Source organism: Lysinibacillus xylanilyticus (assembly GCF_001708185.1).
Lineage (GTDB): Bacteria > Bacillota > Bacilli > Bacillales_A > Planococcaceae > Lysinibacillus > Lysinibacillus xylanilyticus_A.
The window spans coordinates 24900-47753 of sequence record NZ_MDDN01000015.1; the positions used below are offsets into that span (position 1 = coordinate 24900).

Here is a 22854-nt window from a genome sequence, read left to right on the forward strand (position 1 = left end):
GTGTTGGCGCGTTGATTAGTACAATCGGATCGGGATAATACTTCCATCCTTCAGACTACTTTATTATAACACTCCATATACAGTTCTATTTTACATTTTATTTGATTATTGGGATTTATACTAGATATTAGCCAGAGGAGAAAAGGCAGCGGTACAGGAAAAGTGTAGTGCAGCTTATAACAATGTTAAAGTCAAACGGTTAGAGAACTTGTTTGGGCAAAAAGGAATCATGGTTGTGTAAATCGATTCTCATAATAATTTCTGATCTTACTTGACTAACAAAGATAGCAGTTGACAATACAAGGTAGAATACTGACAAGGGGGAGTGTTGAGCAAAAGCTGAGAACATAAGTGAAATGAATTCTACAAATAAGGCTCATCACCAAAAGATGTGGGTGACATTGTTAAGAAGTTGTTTTGTATATAAGTTGATTGTAGTGGAGGCTGGGCTACTTCCTTGGGGATCACAGATGAGACCTTGTAGCGAGAGAGTAGGGGAACGGCCTCACTCATTCCTCGAGTTTGTCTTAAGAAAAGCAGCCTGCATTTGATGATGTAAAATCGCATGAAATTCCGTACCATAAAGATTTCTTGTCTTTACCGCACTCGTTAAGATTCTCGAAAAAAATGGATGGTCACTACCATTGTGCTTCCGTGTTTTCATTTTTCTTTTAAAAAGCAAAAAAACAACGAAAATTATCATAAGTAACTGAAAACACAAAAAAGCCAAAACCGCTTTATGAATGGGTTGTGGCTTTTTATGTTTATTTAAAGTTTATAAATATCGTCCCTGTGTTCCCGCACATTCTTATACTTCACGGAACAGATTTCTTCTAACATGCAAAAGTTCATTCGACATTTCTCAGGGAGTGACAGTGGATTATTTGTTATAATTCTATTTTCTGGTCAACCACGTTTCTCTAGATTTTTAGCAGTTTTACTTTGGTCAACATCCTTTTGGTTTTTAAAGGTACCCATGAGAAAATCATAGGCAGGATTCGTAACACCATACCAGTAATTTTCATTTTTGAAATGATGCCATAAATGAACCTTTTTCATCCAACGCCCCCATGGAGATATTGGCTGTATGGGGCGATGGGCGATATAATGCTTCCACTCATAAAATAATAAAAAGAGCATGATGCCTGCAATAAATGCGTTTGTCATGATAAAGCTAGATGAAAGAAAATAAAAAATGGCTGCTACAATTACAATGTTTGGCACACTATACCATAAGGGTAAAAATAATAAATGTAATTCATTCGGACTTGAATGGTGGTCATAATGTAAGCGTTTAAGCATTTTTAACAAAAAAGCATTCTTTGGTGGTTTCAGATGAAAAAGAAACCTGTGTGTAACATACTCAGCTAAGGAATACATAATCATGCCCAGAATAAAAGCACCCAAAATTCCGAAAGAGGTTAAATGTAGAATCATATAACCAAAGCTAATGAGGAATAGACAGCTCATGATTAATATATCAGGGTAGGAAAAATATTCTTTCATATATTTCATTTTCATTGATCACGCCTCCAGCATTTTTTATTTTTTTCTATCTTTCCAAAGAGCCAAGCTTTTCGCCATTGTTGTCGTAGATAACCTTTCCGCCTCCATTGCATCTCCCTTTAATGCAGCTTTTAATAACTCGTGGTAATAGTTGAAGGACAACTCACGATGATCTTTTACAGAAAAAAATCTCTTCGCCATATCTATATAAATGGAATCGAAGCTATTCAAAATAAGTAGAAAGATTGGATTGGCAGCCAGACCAGCACACCTTTTTTGCAAATCCCAATCAAATGCTGCGTAGCTTTCTGCACAATCTTCAAGCTGCTCTAGATTGGCAAGGAGAGCAACCACTTTCGGTTGATTAAACGTAACAGCATCACGAATATAAGTCGGAGTCAAAGAACTTCTTAATTCTAATAAGTACATGACGAATTCATCTGTAATGGTATGATGATTCTCAACAATATTAACAAGTGTCGATAGATTCCCATTGCGCCAATAATCATTTACAATCGCAGGCATTCCTTTTCTCCCTGTTATCCATCCACTCTTTCCTAAACGTTGAAGTGCCTCTCGAATAGTTGGTCGACCAACCCCAAATTCTTTTGCAAGCTCTCTTTCCGGCGGTAAAGTACTTCCTATAGAATAAACACCAGCCAATATAGATCTAATTAATTCATTCTCAATTTTATCTGAGGAGCGTTCTTTTTCTTTCAAATCCTCTTCCCCTTTGTTTTTTTGGTAATACAAATTAAAGACAGTGGTAATACCAAAAAGTATATATCAAGTTTGAATTTTCTGTCAATGGAATGTGACGAAATTTTATTAGAGAAGCAACGATCCAATTAGATCTAATGGTTTCCCTAAGATTATGGAACCTTACACAAGACAATTCGACGAATATTGAAAGAAAACGAATCAGAGAATTACTAGAAATTATTGAGAAAGAATTTGATTTAGACTACAAAATTAAGGTGAAGGTCATACCAAGAAGCGGCGTGAAAATTGCGGACCGCATCTTCATCAATCAAGATTAAGAGTTTCATTAGCCTGCGTTCCATGAAGAAGATGTTGAGAAGGGCATCTGTTAGGCATACGAAATAAAGCGGGAGTTTTTAGCAAACAGAACCGTTATTCCTTGTTGCCTAGGTGGTGAGAGGAAATAGTAATGAAAATTCAATTTCTGGAGATAGTTTGAGCCCAAAACCTTGCAGATGGTTTTTCACGAAGTGTGGGAGTGATGGAACTATGTAGAAAATGCGGATTTCGCAAAAGGTTTGGAAAATAGATAGGCAAATGGCTAGGATATAGTAAGTTAGATTGAGCAATGCCTCATTTAGATATAACGAGGTAAACCTGATCAAAAGTAAGTGCGTTTTTTAAAAACAGGCACATTCGCTTCATGCGAACGTGCCTGTTGGATTTGTATTTCTACTAAAGTATATGTTGCATTTGTATAATTGCTCATTTCATTTTTAGGCTGATTTCTTTTGTTTTTGGTCTAAAAGATGACAAAAGAAAGTTAGTAGACTTGCACAGACTGCAACGATTCCACCGACCCATGTTACATTCATCAAATTCCCTTGATGGTATACAATTCCGCCTAATGCAGAACCAAAAGCGATGCCTACATTGCTTGCCACTGGCATAAGTGAAGCCGCGAGTCCTGTAGCATTTGGCTGATAAATTCCAGCGAGGTCTATTAAATATAGCTGAGTAGATGTTGTTAAGAGGATGGCCATTAACGACATGAAGCCAATGTTTACCAGTCCTAAAATAAAGTGATTTGTTGTCCAAAATAAACTTGTCAGAACAACTGCCTGCACGAGAAAAACAAACCGAAGGCGACCGATTGGATTGTGGCTGGCAATTTTACCGGCAAGGATGTTGCTGAAAATCGAGATAAACCCGTAAGCAAATAAGATTAAACTAATTGAATGATCGGGTGCTCCCATTCCCTTTAAGATAGGAACAAGGTAAGTAAAGACGGCATAAGTTGCGCCAAATCCGAGAGCAGGAATGAAAAAAGCCATCAAAATTCGTGGCTTGGTCATTAAAGAAAACTGATCCCGTATCGAGCTGCGTTCTTGGCTGAGACCATTAGGTAAGACAAAAAAGGATGCCAAAAACGCCAATCCTCCTAGGAAAGTGGTTAACATGAAAGTGGCATTCCAGCCGTACCGTTCGGCGATGACAATACCAATTGGCACTCCAACGACATTTGCAAGTGTGAAACCACCAAAAACGAATGATATCGCAAGTCCGCGTTTTTTAATTGGCATGGTTTCACTTGCAACAATCATAGCTAGAGAGATTAATACTCCTGTTACAATCGCTGTCATAATCCGAAGTACAAGGAGCATGAAGTAGCTCGTCGAAATGACGCACAAAGCATTCAAGACGATGAAAGATCCTATCAAAAACAACATCCATTTACGCTTTGGTAAATGACTTGTTGCTGACATCACTAGGGGTGTGGCGATGGCAAACGTAATGGCAAACGCAGAGACGAGTGTGCCTGCCTTTGCATTTGTCATATGAAGACTCGAAGAAATATCTGTTAAAATTCCGACAATAACAAATTCGCTTGTCCCGAGTACAAATGTTAATAAAGAGAGTGTTAAAATGAGCAACCAATGTCGCTTGGTTAATTTTGTGGGGTGCATAAATACCTCTTTTCTTAGATGTATGTAAATGTGTCACAGAGTAAATACACAACCTGAACATCATACCACAAAATTTTTAGCGAGAAAAACCCTTTCTTAATCAATAGAACACCACAATCGACAAGGCTGTAGAGTAAGAAGAAGACTATTAAAGTATGCATATTTTTGTTGAATGATTAAGAAACGGACTAAGTACATGGAATGCAATAGTAAACATTAAAAGCTTTACATTGACGTTGCGTAAAGGATTAAGCTTTTAGAAAAGGGGGCGATAACGTGGGAAAAGTAAGGATCAATTTAATCAATAGCTTGGATTTCTATGAAAAGTGTTTACTAGGAAATGTTAATGAGAATTCATTCCGTTATGACTTGATGCAACCAATGAAAACAATATGGGATTATTTAAATGTACCGTTAAAAGCAACACAACCTAATGGATACGATGTTGTTATGGCATCAGAGATGTTAGGGATTTGGACGCCTAGAAAATCTATTCAACAAGTTGAAGATAATCTACCAGAGCTTGTAGAATCTAGAATTTTTGATGAATATCAGGAAGTGATTTCAAAAGGAATGGATGCATTTGAAAAGATCGGTTATTCTATTCCACTAGAAAAAATCGACATAACTATTCTTTTAGGGGATGAAGATAGTCAAGAAATGAAAGTAAATAAAGGATATTCAGGTTTTGGTGGAATACCGGGATATATTTTGCTAATGGCTGTTCCTAATGATTTTAATAAGAAACGATTAAAATCCGCTTTAGCTCACGAGTTTAATCATAATGTTCGTTTTACATTTGAACCATTTAATCATGGTGACGTGACTGTAGAAGAATATATAGTATTGGAAGGTTTAGCTGAATGTTTTGCTGAAGAAATGTATGGGAAAGAATTGATTGGACCTTGGATTGAAGATTTTGATCAAGAAGAGATGGCGTACTCAATCGAAGTGATAAAAGAAGGACGAAAGACGAAAGGTTTTGGGGAAGTATCAGCTTATATGTTTGGTGATGAGGTTGCTAAGAGAAAGGGGTATAGTCCAGTTGGTTTATCAGGGAATGCAGGTTATACTATTGGTTACCATTTGATTAAGAAATACTTAGCTAACAGTAACAAGAGCATTGCCGAAGCGACACTGACTCCTACTGAAGAAATAGTGAGCGTCTCTAAATTTTTCGATTAACCTCACTTACAACTGATCGGTAGGGCAACAACGGATTTATAAATAATCAAAATTTATTACTAAACTACACCTAATAATCAATCAAACTATTTCTCAATGAAAACGAGAAATAGTTTTTTTATGTGAAAAATGGTTTTTATGTTGTTTTACTTTGTTTATATGTTTATTTTTACAACTTGTTAATAAAAGTACAACATCTGATTAATAATTTGGCTTTACAATGTGAAACAGGAGGTGACATGAATGCAAATAAAATTTTCAAAGGCTGCGTTCTTTTTATTACCGGTTGGAATACCTCTTATACTCTTTTGGATCATTCCGAATTTGTTTAGTTTAGGTATTAGTTTTACAGACTGGGATTTCATGACAAATGATTTTCATTTTGTTGGTTTAGATAACTATTTCAATTTGTTTACCCAGGCATCATTTAAGCAGGCATTGCTAAACACTCTTTATTTTGGATTTGGGACAGTTATTCCAACAACTGTATTAGGATTAGGTTTTGCTCTGTTCTTTAGAAAAAATTTCAAAGGCTCTGCCATTTATAAATTGATGATTTTTTCACCATGGGTAACACCAACAGTAGCTGTATCGATTGTATGGTCACTTCTATATGAACCGGAACTAGGTGTTATCAATAAGCTGTTAGGTTTAGTAGGAATACCTGGTTTGGAATGGCTTAAGAGCAGTGAAACCGCAATGCTAGCAGTTATTATTGTAACGGTTTGGAAACTAGTTGGATGGACAATGATTTTCTATATTGGTGCATTAGAGAAAGTACCTGATAGCTTATATGAAGCGGCGAGTATCGATGGAGCAAATGCATGGCAAAAGTTTCGACATGTCACACTCCCAATGGTTTCACCAACAACTTTTTTCTTAATTGTTGTGAATACGATTGTATCGCTGCAAGCATACGATCAAATTAAAATCTTAACACAAGGTGGGCCGAGTGGTTCGACAAGAACATTACTCTATTTATTCTTTGAACAAGCATTTGAACAATTTGATATGGGATCAGCGACAGCCATCGCATTTATCATATTAATCATTACAATCCTACTATCGTTTTTAAACAAGATAATAGGTGACAAGTGGGTGAATTATTAAGACATGAGTAATCGAAAAAAGACGCCATTGATTTTCAAGCATCTCTTTTTAGCTGTATCAAGTATCTTGTTTGTCTTTCCTTTTATATGGATGATCCTTAGTTCGTTTAAAACATCCAGTGAAGTACTACAAGGTAGTTTTTGGCCAAAAGAATTCCATTGGGAAAATTATTCTGAAGTATTAGAAATCATTCCTTTTCACACGTATATCTTTAACAGTTTCTATACTTCTTTGCTGATTACAATCTATGTTCTTATTTCGTCAGCGCTCTTTGCTTATATGTTGGCATTTTATAAATTTAAAGGGAAAGAATTAACGTTTGGCGTTGTCATGGCAACATATATGATTCCAGGTGCTGTATCGTATGTTCCTGTTTATGTGATGTTAGCAAAAATGGGAATTCTTAATACCCATTTCGGATATATTATTTCTTTAGCAGTTAGTGTATTTGGGATTTTTTATTTAAGACAAGCGTTCCTTAAAGTTGGTTATGAAATTGTAGAAGCAGCCAAAATTGATGGAGCTAGTGATTGGAAAATCCTTTGGAAGATTGTCTTTCCGGTGACACGTTCATCATTTGTAACACTAGGTTTAGTGACATTTATAGAAAACTATAATAACTATATTTGGCCAGCGTTAGTATTAAAAGATAACGATAAAAAATTAATCACAAATGGGATTGCTGATTATTTCATTAATAGCTCATTAGGTAGGGATTGGTCACACATTATGGTTGCAAGTACAATCGCTACAGTCCCACTTTTACTTGTATTTTTAGTATTGCAAAAATGGTTCCTCTCAGGTGTTTCTGATTCTGGAATAAAAGGTTAACTAATTTTAAAGGAGGCATTTCATGATGAAGAAATTATTAACGCTTTTTATGGTTGTATCATTATTTGTTAGTGTACTAGCAGGATGTTCTGGAGGAGAAGGAAATACAGTTAAGGTAACGAAAGAAGGGGAAAAAATCGTTGTCCCATTTATTAACGGAGTTGGGGGGTCCCTTGCGGATCGTTTAGATAAGATTGTGATGGAATTCAATGAAAGTCAGGACAAGTACGTTGTAAAAACGACAAAAGCAGGCAACTACGATGAGTCTTATCAAAAGCTTCAAAGTGGATTTGCGGCAAACAATCAAGAAGCCATAGCTTTACTAGGTTCAGACGTTATTCAAAACTACATTAACAAAGATTTAGTTGTCCCAATCGATCCATTTATCAATAATGATAAAGAATTGAAAATAGAGAATTATGGTAAAGGTTTTGTTAGTCAAGCAACAGTAGATGGGAAAATATATGGAATTCCTCTATATGGTACAACTCAAATACTTTATTATAATAAAAAAGTATTAGAGGAAAATGGCTTTACTACGGATGACTTAAAGACATGGGAAGGGCTTGAGAAGGTAGCTGAAAAAGTATCAAAACGTGATGAAAATGGCAACGTTCAATATGCAGGGTGGATGCCAATTTGGGGTACGACAAATTTAATTGATTCGGTTCGAAGTGCTGGAGGAAATGTATTAAGTGAAGACGGAACAAAAGTTTTAATTAACGATGAAACATGGGTAAAGGTATGGGAGAAATACCGTAAGTGGCTTCATGAAGATAAAATCATGAACATTCATACAGGTGGTACTGGATGGGAATATTGGGATAACACAATTATTGATTTTGTTGAAGGTAAAACGTTAGGATATACAGGTTCATCTGGTGACCAAGGATTTGTCTACAAATCGTTAGGTGAGGGGATGGATGAGGCGGAAAGACTGGCTACGTTTGGAGCCGTTCCGCAACCAGGCTGGGGTGATCATAAGCCAGCACCGAAATTAGAAGCATATTTTTTCACATTAACTAGAAATATTGATCCAGAAGTAGCACAAGGTGCATATGAGTTTATGAAATTTGCGACAACTACTGAAAAAACAGCTGAATGGTCAATGGAAACAGGCTATATCCCTGTTCAAAATAATGTCACTGATTATAAGCCTTATGCAGAATTCGTAAAAAAACAACCACAGGCGTTAGTTCCGTTAGAGCAAGCGAATGAATATGGCGTTTCACCATTTATTGATCCAACAGGCGGAAAAATCTATGATGCACTAGATATAGCGAAAGATAAAGTAGAAATCGAAGGGATCTCTGCTAAGGAAGCATTAGATGAAGCAGCAACAATTGCCCAGCAAGAATTAGACAAAGTAAATAAATAAAACTTTTCGAAGAGAAATGGTGGTGCTTCTCTTTTGAATGGAAGAAGTACCTTTATTGTCTTACAGTTAGAACAAAATAATAGGTTTTAAGTTAGAGGAGGCAAAAAAATGAAAAAAGGAATCATCTTCGATAAGGATGGCACATTAATACAGCTCGATTCGGTTTGGTATAAAATCGTTGATTGTGTACTTCATGACGTCTTTCAAAAGTATCCGAATGAAAAGAACAAACGAAATGAATACTTGCAAATTATTGGAATGGACAATAATGATTTTGAGAGTACGAGCTTACTAGCTAGTCAAACGAATTCCTTTATTGCAGCGGCATGGTATTCAATAGTAGAAGAAAAAAAGAATGTGAAAAAAGGGGAATTTATACATGATGTGTGTGCGTCATTCAAAAAGCATTCAACATCAGATGACCTCGTATTTACAGAAGTACAAGGTGCACAAGAAACACTAAAATATTTAAAAGATCATGCGTATATTATCGGTATTGTGACAGCAGATGATATTGATGCAGCTGTTCATTCACTTAAAATGACTAAGCTTTACGAGTATATAGATTTTTTAAGTGCTGATGATGGAATCAACAAACCTAAACCTTATAGTGATTGTTATCATAAGTTCAAAGATAAATTTCTACTGAATGATGAAGAAGTTTTAATGGTAGGTGACACATTAACTGACATTCGATTTGCACGAAATAGTAATATTGAAGTTGCAGGAGTTCTTTCTGGTGCATGTAGGAAGGAAGATCTTGAAGGAAAAGCGGATTATATTATAGATAGTGTTAAAGATATTCAAAAGATTTTATAGCACATTGTTATTAAACGAGAGAGGTCAAGCCAACTAAAAACAATGACTATTTTAACTTCTTTCAGCTAATGGTTTTGTAGCGAAAGCAAAGGTCAGCTACAGAAGTCTCTTAACTCAATAAAAAACAGGTAAAAAAGCCAGATAATGGGCTGAAGCTAAATTTTCTAGGAAGACAGTAAAATATTAAGGGGTTATAAGTGCTCTTAGTAAATGTTATTGTCTGATATTCAAAAATTTTATTACACAGAAGGTGAAACGGATGAAATTAGGCTTAGAAACAGAAACCTATCACTTACTTTTTCAAAATGGTCACATGGATATTTTTGATTTTATTAGAACAACAGCAGAACATGGATTAGATGGCGTCATGATTAATGTCATTGCTTATCCTGGCGATAAATATTTGCATCCTAAGTGGGGAGCTCTTGGTGGCGCTGAACCGGATCATTTGCAGAAGGTACGTCAGGAAATCGAAAAATATGGATTATACGCTGAGATTGACGCAAGAGGAACAGAACCTGACCATTTATCAGAGGTTATCGAAGTAGCACATAAAATTGGGGCAGATGTGATTCGGACGTATTGCTGTCCAGGGAAATATGATAAAGAATTACTAGATCAAGCACCGAATAATATAAAAAAAATTGTGCCACTTCTAAAAAAATATCGAATTAAACTTGCCGTTGAAAACCACGAGGAAGAAATAGCTGATGAAATCATACAAATTGTCAATGAGGTAAACAGCTATTGGGTAGGCGCTCATTGTGATTTTGGAAATTCAATGATGGCATGGGAAGACCCTGTGGAAGCAGCAAGAAAGCTCGCTCCATATACGTATACAACCCACTTTAAAGATCATATTATCATCGAAGCAAAAGATGGTTATAAAGTGTGCGGTGTTCCAGCAGGGCAAGGGAATATTGATTTAGATGAAATCTTTAAAATTATGGTGGAGCATTCTCCGTTAACAAGAATTAATATTGAAATGTGCTATCCTTATGTAGCTCAGTTTAAAAGGGAAAAAGGTACAGGAGGGGTTTTTGAAGTAGGCGAAGGTGCGTTCAAAGTAGAGGATCCTCCATTTGATCGAAATGTTATCGAGCCAGAAAATTATTACTATCCTGCTGAAGAACATTTAGAAGAGCTGATCGAAAAACAAATTCAAGGTGCTGAACAATCGATTAAACATGCAATAGCGCTTAGAGATAAGTATTGTAGATAACGTCAATTTTTAATCTCATCACCAAAAATTAGGAATTATATTTGTTAAAACATATGCAATGTCTATAAGTTGATTGGAGTGGAGGCTGGGCGACTCCTTGGGGATCAGCGTCACAGATGAGACCCTGCAGCGAGCAACGCGAGTGAAGCGGCTCATCGGACGCCCCCAGGAAGCTCTGCTCTGCGCGAAAGCGAAGCGTCAGCGGCAAAGCGCCCAGCCGGAACGGAAATCAACCCAACATTATGGTAATGAGCTAATCTTCACTTGAAAATCACAATATTAGGAGGCAATGATGGCTCAGCTATTATTCGAACATATTTATAAAAAATATGATAATGATACAACAATCGTAAAAGATTTTAACCTAGAAGTGCAGGATGGAGAATTTATCGTTTTTGTAGGACCTTCAGGTTGTGGGAAATCGACGACTTTACGTATGATTGCAGGTCTTGAAGAGATTACAGATGGAAACTTTTATATTGATGGACAGCGGATGAATGATGTTGCACCTAAAGATCGAGATATCGCAATGGTTTTCCAAAATTACGCTCTTTATCCACATATGACGGTTTTCGAAAATATGGCATTCGGTTTAAAACTTAGAAAGTATAGCAAAAAAGAGATTGAAGAACGTGTAAAACATGCAGCGGAAATCCTTGGGCTTGAAGAATATTTGGAGAGAAAGCCAAAAGCTCTTTCAGGTGGACAACGGCAGCGTGTGGCATTAGGACGTGCGATTGTTCGGAATGCAAAAGTTTTTTTAATGGATGAGCCGTTGTCAAACTTAGATGCAAAGCTTCGTGTTCAAATGCGTGCCGAAATTTCAAAATTACACCACCAATTGCAAACAACAACGATCTATGTTACGCACGATCAAATCGAAGCGATGACGATGGCTTCACGTATTGTTGTGTTAAAGGACGGCATCATCCAACAAGTGGGTACACCTAAAGAAGTTTATGATAGACCAGCGAACGTATTTGTAGGAGGTTTTATTGGCTCTCCTGGAATGAATTTTTTCAAAGGAACATTAACGGAAAGTGCTTTTATTGTGGGAGATTGGAAGCTTCAGGTGCCAGAAGAGAAGCTAGAGTGCTTTAAAAATAACGGGTATATGAATAAAGAAATCATCTTAGGTATACGACCAGAAGACTTCTCTGTTAGTCAAACATCTGAAGACTTACCACATCAAACGAAGGTAACAGTCCATATTGAAGTGGCAGAATTAATGGGTTCGGAAACATATCTCTATTCGAATCATGATGGTCAATCTTTCGTTGCACGTGTTGACTCCTCAACCGATGTGCAAAGCCAATCAAAGATGGACCTTATGTTGAATATGGAGAAAGCTCATTATTTTGATGCTCAAACTGAAAAAAGAATTATTTTATAAATCATCATTATTGAAGTAGCTTTCTATATAAGATATAAAAAGAGATTTAGCTTAAGACCTAAATCTCTTTTTGCTTTATCAAATACTACTTTATTACTTTTGCGCATAATCAGGTGTGTTGATTAACTATTTTTATCGATCGTGAAACTCGGATTTCCGTTACGGGCTACTCGCTTTCCTAATGCTTCGGGAACTCCTTGGACACGATTGAATGTATCAGTTTGCGAATGGCAGAACGAACATAATCTTGTAAAGTAAATTCACTAATACCAATAGTTGCTGCCATCTCCTGTGAATTATCCTAACAATCAACAGTTTCGTTATTTTCTATAAATATTTGAATTTGACAACTATAAGATTCTGTATTAAAGAAATCGTTATATAACTCTACTTCAATGAAGCTTCTTACTGTTAACTTATTCTCTTTTACAAATTTAATTATTTTATTTCTACGCTCCTCTTCATTTTTTTTACTATAAGCTATCGTTAAGTACTTTCCTTTTGGTAATGTTTTTATATTTTGTTCAGCTTCTAAAGCAGCATCTCCTTGAAGTCTACTAAAAACATACATTGGTATTACATTCGACTCTGCATTAACGTTGTAGAGGATCCCTCTTTCAAGTGACATTTTTCCGCCTTTATCTTGAATGCTCTTCTCTAAGTCTGAATAATATAGTAACTCCTGTAAACTTCCTACTTCTTTACACGGTGCTACAACTACAGAACGCTGTTCAAAGAACTGAATAGATATGTCATCATTAATTAAAATATCTTTAGAAGTCTCTACCTTTATATTTAAACGATCAATGGTTTTGATGACTTCCTGTATTTTCTTTATTTGTTCTTCAGCTTCATATTTTTTTAATTGTAAAAATGCCAGTAATTCATCAGTATTACAGTTCTTAAAAATTTCTTGAAGTTCGACAATGCTTGTTTTTAATTCTCTACAGCTTTTTATTATATCTATATGAATAAATTGATCTATAGAATAATATCTATAGCCTGTTGTTTCATCAATATATTTTGGAATAAGAATCCCCATTTTATGATAATAGCGTAAAGCTTTTATTGTAATGTCCTTCATTTTCGAAACTTCCCCAATAGAAAATAAGTGTTGCACCATCATCACTTCCTTATATTTTTTCTTACTGAATCGTTGACTCTCCTCTTAGGGGAGACCTTATGATCATTATAGGGCATTTGCAAGAAATACTAAATGAATTTACTTATATAACAGGGAGTTTTTAAATATGGAAAAAGTAATATACAGAAGTCTAGTTAAAGAAGATTATGAAGCGGTTAAAGAATTGATTGGTGAAGCATTTGGTTTCAATGAATTTATTAAGGATAAGAAATTTTTAGATTCAGTATTAAACATCTACTTACACGGTTGCATTTTAGAAAGCTCATTTAGCAAAGTAGCAGAAAAAGACAATAAGGTTATTGGTATTATTTTGGGCCATGCGAAAAAGGACAAAAACCGTTTAAAAAAAGCCCATAATATTTTCAGTTTTGCCTATTCCATAATAAAAGTCCTCTTAACTAATAAGGAAAATAAAAAATTTATGAAAGAGTATGGAAAGGTTCAAAAGGCATATAAAGAACTGATACACGGAAAAGAAGATGATTTTCAAGGTTGTATAGAATTATTTATTGTATCGGGGGAATCTAGAGGTCTTGGGGTTGGTAAGGCTCTAATGAATGATTTGTTTAATTATACGCAAAGTATGGATGTGAAATCTTTATATTTATATACAGATAATAGATGTAACTATGGATATTATGACAGTCAAAACTTCGATCGTATAGGTGAAAAAGAAATTCAATTTGATTCAACAAAGGAAAAACTTAACGTGTTTATATATGGTTATGATTTTTAATTAATAGCGATAAGGAGCTGGACAATTCGCTGCCAACACCTATAGAACCAAGCGCACACCGTATGACAGGTGTGCGCTTGTTTTTGCTTAAAATGAACAACAAACACATACGATACAAGATTATGAATTCCAATTTTTCACGGACAAGGATGAATAATTTGCATTGAGGACAATTAATAGGTTTTTAGTACAGATCATGAATAGCCGTTTATCCTTGATTTTTTAATCAAAATCAAGTTTTGTTAATAATTGACCGAAAAAGATATAGGAACAATTGCTACAAATGATTCATAAATTGCCCCCTAGAAATCGAACACCAAACCAACCTCCCACTGTCCGATAAAAACTTCAGGTAGAGAAAACGTTCATACATTGTTTTTCTTATTTGATACTGGTATAATTTTGGAAATTTCATATAAAAGAATAGTTACATCGGGGGGGCCAATTTGCTTAAAAGAAAAATCTGGTGCAAAATTTTATGCTCCATGTTTGTGTTAATGATCTTGATTTCAATTTCATTTAACAGAACAGGTGACGATGAGTATAAAATATATGAACCTAGCGAGAGGGTTTCTCTAGCGTTACCGAATTCCACACAATTACATTTGGAAGCCAATGGTTTACTACTGCAAAAAACAACAAGTTCGTATAAAACGTATATTCGTTCAATGGATCAAACAACGGTCTTTAATTTATTTGAAGATGGAGAAAACATGGGCTCCATCAAGGTTACTGTTCGAGAAATCGATAATGGGGATTTTTTCATTTTCACTCAATTACAAAACAAAAGCAGTAAAGGGTGTAGTGCTACAATCTCATACCCTATCAGCGGAAATGTACGGTATGATTTGATAGATTTCGAACGACAGGAAATTCAACATGAGCACGATAATGTATCTGGCGTAGATCCAACCACTTATCCTATTGGTCTGTTAAAAATAAAGGAACACGAACACGAAAACGAAAACCTAGTTACTAATATGATGATAAGCCGAAACTATGTATCGAAAGAACGGATTAAAAAGTATGAAAACGGAGACAAGAGTGTGGTCCGGGAATTGACGAGTGAAAATAAGTCCTTGGAATTAATTAAAGATTATAAAGGCCTTACTGTCACTCTTCCACTTCACGCAGTAGGAAATGATTTATCTGAAAACTGGATGCTAGTTTCACAAGAGCCTCTGTTTAAAAAAGAACAAGCTCTCGATGAATGGATTAGTCAAAGTACCAAACATTACAAAGAAACTAACAAATGGTATACAGACGAAGGGCCTTATACAAAACTCCCGTGGTCGATTGAACCTGAAACAAAGTTAGGATATGGGAGAAACCTAGTGAGGGTCCAAGATAGAAAAGCATTAAATTACTATGAAACTACACAGGAGCGATACTTCTACGATTTGCTATTAAATTCTGTTGCTAACTTATTTATTTTTCAAGGAGATAAAAAAGGGTTATGGGAAACGGAATATACGAGTACGTGGTTGAAAAAGGATTACGGAATCAATGCTCCTTATATCGATACTAGGCATAACGAAAAAATCGCGTTATTCCTAAAAGAAGCTGGGGACATGCTTGACATCAAAGAACTTAAAAACTCAACCATCATCTATGCGGATTTCTTGGTCAATCAGGCGGAAAATGGAAACAAAATTGAAGTTCCCAAAGGTGGTTACCTTGTGACCGATTATTATTCTCCTCTGCAGACAAAGAAGACACATGTATCCTTAAACCACGCTTTAGGAGAAATGAATTTCTTACTAGAAACCTATCAACAAACAAAAGAAGAATCCTATTTAGACGTAGCCAGAAATATGAGACGGGGCGTTGAAAACATCGGAGAAAAATGGTTACGAGAGAATGGGGATGTGTGGTATCAAGTAAATGGTGATTTCACATTTGAAGGAACGGATTATCCTCTCTTGACCTTAGAAGATTTACTGAAGTCTCAACAATCATGGGAGGCAGTTGGAGAAAAACGAAGTGAAATATTTGATCGTCTCATTCGTTCGAAGGCACAATATCTTGTGGAAAGCAAACAGGAAATTCTTCGACCGGTAGCGAATTCTCTCATCAACCAAGGATTTGGAGATATCATTGAAGGATACAATCATATTCCTAAGTTCTAATAAACCTCATTATGTAAAGATGGCAAATAAAGGTTGTTCTTACTCTATAGATGAGCGTGAATGATCGTGGAGATTGTCTTTGGGTACTAGGATTCGCGCTAATCTCCAACAATATTTATAGTTTGCTTATCCCTCTAAGTTTATTCTTAGTATTTGTTTTTGATTATATTCCAAAGTCTGATGATTACTTATAAAACAAGTACGGAGAACAATTTACAATATATAAACAGGAAACTAAAAAACTAATTCCTTTCGTTTGGTAAATAGTAATAAATTATGAAAACGAAGTATTCAAGATCACCTATTGTAGGGTGATCTTTTTTAACTCATAAACCCCAAAAATGGCGTTAACCATCACCAGCAATGTAGGATCGCTAGCAACTTCTGTGAATGAGTGGCTAGAAACCTTATCAACCCATGTACAGCAGTATTCAGCTGCCGTTATTCATCTGGAGCTTTCGCAATATTTCTCGTTCACAGGTGATCCCACTCTCTATCTGAAAGACATTGAAAAATACGTTACTCACTGGCAGTCGCCGCATCCATCGCAGGAGAAGGTCTGGCAGGGAGTAGCCGATAACTCCTATATGCTGAATGGGGAACATTTAACATAGAGAGAACGTACGGTAATCCAACTAAAGCAAATTCGGAAATTCAGCTAGCACAGTCTATTCCCCTAACATCTGGGAAGCTGCAGTCCAAATGGCGGAAGGAGCTCTACATATGGTTGCTGGCGATTCTGTCCGCAGCCATTTTTCTTACCGTCTATGTCAATACCTCCAGTGTTGGAGGTGCTCGGCTTCCTTATTCCTTCTATGTTTATCATTGTGTGGAATCTGATTATCGGTCCTAAAAAAACTCCCGTCATCGGATGGGAGCGGCCACTACCTTGAATAGGAACAGTACCCCCTCTAATGCTGTGCTAAGAATTGGGTATTTCGATGGGTATTCACCTATTAGGACGGATGGTACAGAAATGGGCCTTTAGGAGGATAAAACATTACCGGATCTTATTCCCTGGCTGCAAATCGTGCAAGCGAAGGTGCTTTCATCTCAGGATGTTGAGCTCAAGATTTCTACTAAAATACCACCAGTCTCTACATTTCAACTTCAGTTGAAGCTGGATGAACAGATGGTAACTAAAGATACCGTATCAGCGATTAATGCCATTGTGTTGGCTCATAAAATGTCCGTGTAACTGCAATCACTTCTAGTTCAACCAGAAAGCCATTCTTACGGTAATTGCACAGCCGTGATAATATAAATTATTTTTGTATTAGCTGAGTAAATATTCATTATAAAACGTCAAACAAGGTTCACATAAATGATGTGAACTTTTTTGATGTTTTCTAGTTCTGCATAATATTTTGTCGTCACACCGTACCTTATATCAATTATCGTGCGCATGTGATACAAGAAACGAAATATTCTTCTACATTTTTAGCTAATTCGATGGTTTATATTGCTATATAGGTCTTTAGACAGTTGAGTCATTTCCAACTTTCCTATACTATGTAAAAGTAATTGAAAGTGATAATCATTATCAATTGCTTTCGGTAACACATTTGTGCCCGTTCACTTTTATCATCAGTCTTTCTATAAGAGAGACTAATTTTTTTTGCAGTGAGTGATAATCATTATCATTTTATAGGGAGAAGACTTTGTGAAAGGATGATTAATTACATGCAACAGATAGCTAAACAGATTGCAGAAAATGCAACGTTTCAGGCGTTTATGAATTGTTATATACGAGAGGTAAGTAGCGGACATTGGGTCAGAAAGGAGGAGTGGATAAAAGAACAGCGACTATCTATCCTGATTACAGAGGCACATATGTTAGAGATTAAGTTGCCGATCCAAAACACACGTTTTGCATTTGGCATGGAATACAAATCTCTTGTTGGAAGACATATATTTGGTGTCTCGTTGAAGTATTGTACGAAACAAAAACAATGGCTTGTCGAAGATAAATTAACGATACTCATCATGCTCATTCAGGAATTACATTTTATGGCTAAGGCGGATGGATGTCTTGGGATTTCTTCCCATTTTGATGAACTCATTCTTCGCATAATAGAGAGCTATCAAACGATGGCAAATTATATTGAAAAGAGTTTGGAAGGTAAGAAACAAAATGGAGCTAACTGTACGTTTATTGAAGCTGAGCAGTCTCTCTTACTTGGACATTGGCTTCATCCGACACCGAAAAGCAGACAAGGGATGGCAGATTGGCAACAAACGAGTTTTGCTCCAGAGTTACAAGGCTCTTTCCAACTTCACTATTTTTGTGTCGACCGTAAAATTGTGAAAGAGTCTTCTGAGTTAGAAAAAAGTGCAAGTGAACTCATTACTCAGTCTTTAACAAAATCACAACCTGATTTTGTTATGTCAGAGAAGCATTGCCTCATTCCGATGCACCCGCTTCAAGCACAGTGGCTTTTACAGCAACAGTATGTAAAAGAAGCGATTGCTGAAGGGTTGATAAAATACGAAGGTGCGCTTGGGGCATTTTATACAGCAACCTCTTCAATTAGAACGGTATATAGCTCAAATGAAGAAATGATGTATAAGTTTTCAATTCCTGTAAAGATAACGAATTCATTGAGGGTAAATAGAACTCATGAACTAAAAGCTGGAATTGTTATGGCTCGGTTAATGAATAAGATTGATTTCTTACAGAACCATCCATCTTTCCGGATGATTGATGATCCAGCCTATATGACTGTAGAGTTCCCAAATCAGACGGAGTCAGGGTTTGAGGTTATTTTTCGCTCAAACGTATTTCCTAAAGGGCATGATGAAGGAATATGCATGATCGCTACTCTTGTGCAAGAGCCCTTGCCAAACGAAAAATCAAAACTGTGTCAGCTCATTATGAAAATCTCTCAATCAGAATTCCGCTCAATAGAGAGTGTAAGTTTAGACTGGTTTAAAGACTATTGGAAATGTGCTATTGAATCATTATTAAGATTATACGATGAGCATGGGGTAGCTCTCGAAGCACACCAGCAAAATAGTCTGTTAAACATTTCTTCTGGTTATCCAACTATTTATTTTTATCGTGATAACCAAGGTTATTACTTATCAAAAACATATAAAGAAGTACTTCTTTCAATAGAGCCTTCTTTACATGAAACAGAAGAGCTATTTTACGAAGATACCCTTATTCATGATAGATTTACATATTATTTGTTTATGAATCAACTGTTTCCCGTTATATCTCGATTCGGAGCAGATCAGCTAATCGATGAAAAAATTCTTTTGAAGTGGTCTATCGATCAACTGCACTTATTAGAAAAAGAATTTACAGGTTTCGGGAAGACATTTGTTTGTAACATTCTAAAACAAGAAGAGCTTGCGTTCAAAGCAAATTTATTAACAAGGTTTCATGATGTAGATGAACTAGAAGCCGAACTAGAACAAGCAGTATACACGAAAATTCCAAATCCGTTTGTTCTTCAACATAAGGAGGCAGAATATGCAGCAGCTACAGCCTTTAGCTTCTAAACAAGAAGAGCTACGTGTAAGGCGGCAGCTTGTAGAAGCAATGATTTTTGAAGGACTAATTAAATATGAAGAAACACGTCTAGATAAAGGGATTTCAATTTTTACTCTTGGTGGTCAGAAGTGCACATATCGTTGTGAAGGAAGAAAAATGGCATTTGATCGCATCCGAATACAGGGAGATAGTATTTTTTTAGTAGGAAAAGATGGAACGTTATTAGAAGCAACGCTTGAGGATCTAGTAGATGAATTACTTTCGACTCGTAATGACAAAGATCGGTTACTGAAAGAACTTCATTTGACGAGTAAGCTTTGTGAATGGAATGATCGACATCTCCCAATGCCGATGTCGAGAAGAATTTCGAGCTATGAAGAATTAGAATCAGAAATTACTGAAGGACATCCATATCACCCTTGTTTTAAATCCAGAACCGGTTTTACGATCGACGACCATAAAGACTATGGCCCTGAGGCAAAGCAATCTTTTACCCTTCAATGGGTTGCAGTGAGAAGAAGCTACGTACGAATTTCTGTTCTTGAAGAGGAAGAGAACTTTTGGAAAAGAGAGCTAGGGCATTTGCTGTGGGAAGACCTTCTTGCAACGCTTGCGGTATTCGATGGAACATTTGAAGAATATACGTTCTTACCGGTTCATCCTTGGCAATGGCATAACATGAAGCAAGAACTAGCTGGATTAATGGAGCAAAAAGATCTAATACCTCTAAATGTGAAAGGAGATTACTATAGGGCAACCCAATCAGTGCGAACATTATGGAATTTTTCAAATCCAAAAAAGGCGCAATTAAAATGCTCGATGAATATGGTGAATACTTCTTCATTACGAAAGTTACATTCTCATGCTGTTTGTGCAGCTCCTCATATTTCAGCATGGCTTAAACGGGTGATTCAATTAGACGACTATTTACATAATGAAGCGTCTCTTATTGTACTGGAAGAATATGCAGGGATTATTTTTGAACCGAATGTAAAAAAGCATAGCAGCAAACTAGAAGGTCAGCTTGGCTCCATATGGCGAGAAAGTGTGCGCTCGTATATGAAGGATGAAGAGGAAGCGGTACCGTTTACGGTACTAATGATGATGGAGGAAGATGGGCGTCCATTTATTGATGATTGGCTTTCCCGATATGGAACGAAGGAGTGGGTAAAATGCTTGATCGAAGTGAGTGTTATTCCTGTGTGGCACTTGCTTGTCGCTCACGGTATTGCTGTTGAGGCACATGCGCAAAATATGATTTTATTACATCAAAATGGCTGGCCAACTCGAGTTGTACTGAGGGATTTCCATGACAGTATTGAATATATGGAAGAATTCATTGCAGACAGAAGCCTCGTTCCAGACTTTGAAACGATACACGAATGTTTTAAAGATGCACCTGTCGATCATTATTATTGGATGTCTTCTGTAGAGGCTTTACGAGAGTTAGCTATGGATACACTATTCGTGTTTCATTTAAGTGAACTATCTTATTTGCTAGAAGAGCAGTATGGATTTGCAGAAACGCGTTTTTGGAGTCTAGTTAAGAACGGAATACAGAAGCACTTTGAACGTTTTCCATCATTATGCTCAAGAAATGAACAGCTTCAGCATACTAGCACACATATTTATGTTGAATCTTTGCTAACAAAGAAAGTTCAAAATCAAGAAGAAGGTAATTTTCGACATATTGTCAACAATACGTTGGCGCAAGCGGATGAAAAGGGGAAATGATGATGTTTTATGTCAATGATCAATTTTATACAGTAGAAGATATCGAGAAGCAATTTGAAATATATGAAAGCTTACCTCATCTAAGGGAGTGTAACAATCGCAGGCTAGCTATTTGTACGGATGATACTTTCCAATATATAGCTCTTTGTTTATACATTCGCGAAAAAGGTGGATCAGTTGTCCCAATCCATCCTGCGACGCCAAAAGAGGGATCTGTACGGCTTGCTTCTTCAGCAGGTAGTCATCTTTTGTTGTTCCAATCAATTGATTCTTTCATTGAACTATTCAATCATTCCAATAACCAAGAAGGAGTATTAGTTCAAATGAGCTCAGGTACAACAGGAGCTCCGAAATGTATAGAACGAACGTGGAGCTCAGTAGAAGAAGAGATTGAAAGCTATGTGAAGACGTTACCTGTTGATTCCTTGACAAATTCTGTTGTCGCTTGTCCGGTTACTCATTCTTATGGATTCATTTGTGGTGTCCTTGCTTGCATAAGAAGAGGAGCAAAGCCAGTTATTATTACGAACAGTAATCCTAAATATATTTTGAAAAAGCTAAAAGAATATCCTAAACACATACTCTATGGGGCTCCAGCATTACTTTATACACTAAGTCGATTATTACCTAAAGAACAACATTTTGATCGTGTGATGACGTCAGGAACTGTGATGCCACATAGCTGGTTGACATCGTTAAGAGAGAAATCTAACCAAGTATTACAGCAGTATGGATGCTCTGAATCAGGGTGTGTTGCAATTCACCCTAATGTGGAAGATCCGAAAGAAATGGGTTATCCCCTTCCTCATGTAAAGGTAACAGCTGGTAACAAACAAACACCGAGCGAAATTATCATTGAATCGTCTACACAAACGATTTATACGAAAGATCTTGGTTATATAGAAGATAATGTTCTTTCTTTTCTTGCAAGAATAGATGACACGATTAATGTAGCGGGCTTGAATGTGTATCCGCAAGAAGTTGAAACCGTGTTAATGGATGAGCCAAGAATAGTCGAAGTAGTCGTATATAAGAAACAAGACCACTTATCAGGAGAGCGAGTATGCGCACAATATGTGTCTAGTGAACCGGTCGATAATATGGAACTTAGAGAATGGTGCCGGAAATTTCTCGCGCCACACCAAATTCCGATGGAGTTTGTGTTTGTTCATGAAATTGAAAAGCTGCCTAACGGAAAAGTAAGTAGAAAAAAACTTGGAGGCATACCAGTATGACGCGTCAACAATTGATCAAGAGCATCTATGATATTATGGAAAATTCATTAGAGTTGCAGACATTGTCCTCTTTTAATGAAGATGCCCGATTAAATGAGGATTTGTATATGGATTCAATTATGGTCCTTCAACTGATTCTTCATATAGAGTTGGATCTTGGCATTTCCATTCCCGATGAGGTTCTCGTTCCAAAAGATTTCAAAACAGTAGGAACACTAGCAAGCTTTTTAGAAAAACAGCAAAAGGTAGAATAATCGGAGGCTA

The 22854-nt window shown here is 36.3% G+C and carries 17 protein-coding genes and 2 pseudogenes; 14 read left to right on the forward strand and 5 right to left on the reverse strand.

Features of this window, described 5'->3' with window-relative positions:
- Positions 1–887 precede the first annotated feature (887 nt).
- Together BFJ97_RS19270 and BFJ97_RS19275 are read right to left on the reverse strand one after the other, a co-directional pair.
- Positions 888–1521 (reverse strand): annotated as a pseudogene (locus BFJ97_RS19270) (sterol desaturase family protein).
- A gap of 21 nt (positions 1522–1542) precedes the next feature.
- Complete coding sequence (locus BFJ97_RS19275) at positions 1543–2226, reverse strand: GntR family transcriptional regulator (RefSeq protein WP_068986274.1); 684 nt, start codon at positions 2224–2226, stop codon at positions 1543–1545.
- Positions 2227–2327: 101 nt separating this feature from the next.
- On the opposite strand from BFJ97_RS19275, the pseudogene BFJ97_RS25300 reads away from it, so the two are divergent.
- Positions 2328–2797: pseudogene (locus BFJ97_RS25300) on the forward strand (radical SAM protein); the annotation flags it as partial.
- Between the two features lie 187 nt (positions 2798–2984).
- Here BFJ97_RS25300 and BFJ97_RS19280 read toward each other — a convergent pair.
- Entirely contained in the window at positions 2985–4175 is a 1191-nt protein-coding gene (locus BFJ97_RS19280) for an MFS transporter (protein WP_068986275.1), read from the reverse strand.
- 276 nt (positions 4176–4451) lie between these two features.
- Here BFJ97_RS19280 and BFJ97_RS19285 point away from each other — a divergent pair, with 276 nt between their 5' ends.
- The 7 genes from BFJ97_RS19285 to BFJ97_RS19315 all read left to right on the forward strand — a co-directional run bounded on the left by BFJ97_RS19285 (position 4452) and on the right by BFJ97_RS19315 (position 12113).
- A complete protein-coding gene (locus BFJ97_RS19285) occupies positions 4452–5360 on the forward strand; it encodes a DUF2268 domain-containing protein (protein WP_068986276.1) in 909 nt (302 codons plus the stop codon).
- 243 nt (positions 5361–5603) lie between these two features.
- The gene (locus BFJ97_RS19290; RefSeq protein ID WP_068986277.1) at positions 5604–6470 is read left to right on the forward strand and encodes a carbohydrate ABC transporter permease; all 867 of its coding nucleotides are present in this window, start codon (positions 5604–5606) and stop codon (positions 6468–6470) included.
- Between the two features lie 3 nt (positions 6471–6473).
- A complete protein-coding gene (locus tag BFJ97_RS19295; protein WP_068986278.1) occupies positions 6474–7301 on the forward strand; it encodes a carbohydrate ABC transporter permease in 828 nt (275 codons plus the stop codon).
- 25 nt (positions 7302–7326) lie between these two features.
- On the forward strand, positions 7327–8679 hold the full coding sequence (locus tag BFJ97_RS19300; protein ID WP_068986327.1) for an ABC transporter substrate-binding protein: 1353 nt from the start codon (positions 7327–7329) through the stop codon (positions 8677–8679).
- Positions 8680–8787: 108 nt separating this feature from the next.
- Complete coding sequence (locus BFJ97_RS19305; RefSeq protein WP_068986279.1) at positions 8788–9498, forward strand: HAD family hydrolase; 711 nt, start codon at positions 8788–8790, stop codon at positions 9496–9498.
- A gap of 259 nt (positions 9499–9757) precedes the next feature.
- Positions 9758–10720: a sugar phosphate isomerase/epimerase family protein gene (locus BFJ97_RS19310; protein WP_068986280.1), complete on the forward strand. Its 963-nt coding sequence runs from the start codon at positions 9758–9760 to the stop codon at positions 10718–10720.
- Between the two features lie 292 nt (positions 10721–11012).
- A complete protein-coding gene (locus tag BFJ97_RS19315; protein ID WP_068986281.1) occupies positions 11013–12113 on the forward strand; it encodes an ABC transporter ATP-binding protein in 1101 nt (366 codons plus the stop codon).
- 178 nt (positions 12114–12291) lie between these two features.
- Here the strand turns inward: BFJ97_RS19315 and BFJ97_RS23845 are convergent, their stop codons facing one another.
- Together BFJ97_RS23845 and BFJ97_RS19320 are read right to left on the reverse strand one after the other, a co-directional pair.
- Positions 12292–12399 carry a hypothetical protein gene (locus tag BFJ97_RS23845; protein ID WP_083227102.1) on the reverse strand — a complete coding sequence of 36 codons (108 nt, stop codon included), beginning with the start codon at positions 12397–12399 and terminating at the stop codon, positions 12292–12294.
- A 15-nt stretch (positions 12400–12414) separates the two neighbouring features.
- On the reverse strand, positions 12415–13233 hold the full coding sequence (locus tag BFJ97_RS19320) for a MerR family transcriptional regulator (RefSeq protein WP_068986328.1): 819 nt from the start codon (positions 13231–13233) through the stop codon (positions 12415–12417).
- 130 nt (positions 13234–13363) lie between these two features.
- Here BFJ97_RS19320 and BFJ97_RS19325 point away from each other — a divergent pair, with 130 nt between their 5' ends.
- The 6 genes from BFJ97_RS19325 (at position 13364) to asbD (ending at position 22844) form a co-directional block, all read left to right on the forward strand.
- Positions 13364–13993, forward strand: coding sequence for a GNAT family N-acetyltransferase (locus tag BFJ97_RS19325; RefSeq protein ID WP_068986282.1), 630 nt, complete (start codon positions 13364–13366; stop codon positions 13991–13993).
- 446 nt (positions 13994–14439) lie between these two features.
- Entirely contained in the window at positions 14440–16122 is a 1683-nt protein-coding gene (locus tag BFJ97_RS19330) for a hypothetical protein (protein ID WP_068986283.1), read from the forward strand.
- Positions 16123–17805: 1683 nt separating this feature from the next.
- A complete protein-coding gene (locus BFJ97_RS19340) occupies positions 17806–19629 on the forward strand; it encodes an IucA/IucC family protein (protein WP_068986284.1) in 1824 nt (607 codons plus the stop codon).
- Positions 19601–21355, forward strand: a complete 1755-nt coding sequence (locus tag BFJ97_RS19345) for an IucA/IucC family protein (RefSeq protein ID WP_068986285.1) — start codon at positions 19601–19603, stop codon at positions 21353–21355. The genes BFJ97_RS19340 and BFJ97_RS19345 overlap by 29 nt, the downstream gene beginning before the upstream one ends.
- A 2-nt stretch (positions 21356–21357) precedes the next feature.
- Positions 21358–22590 (forward strand): AMP-binding protein, encoded by a 1233-nt coding sequence (locus tag BFJ97_RS19350; protein WP_068986286.1) that lies wholly within the window; start codon positions 21358–21360, stop codon positions 22588–22590.
- A complete protein-coding gene (gene asbD / locus BFJ97_RS19355; RefSeq protein WP_049666019.1) occupies positions 22587–22844 on the forward strand; it encodes a petrobactin biosynthesis protein AsbD in 258 nt (85 codons plus the stop codon). Before BFJ97_RS19350 ends, asbD begins: the two co-directional genes overlap by 4 nt.
- Positions 22845–22854 lie beyond the last annotated feature (10 nt).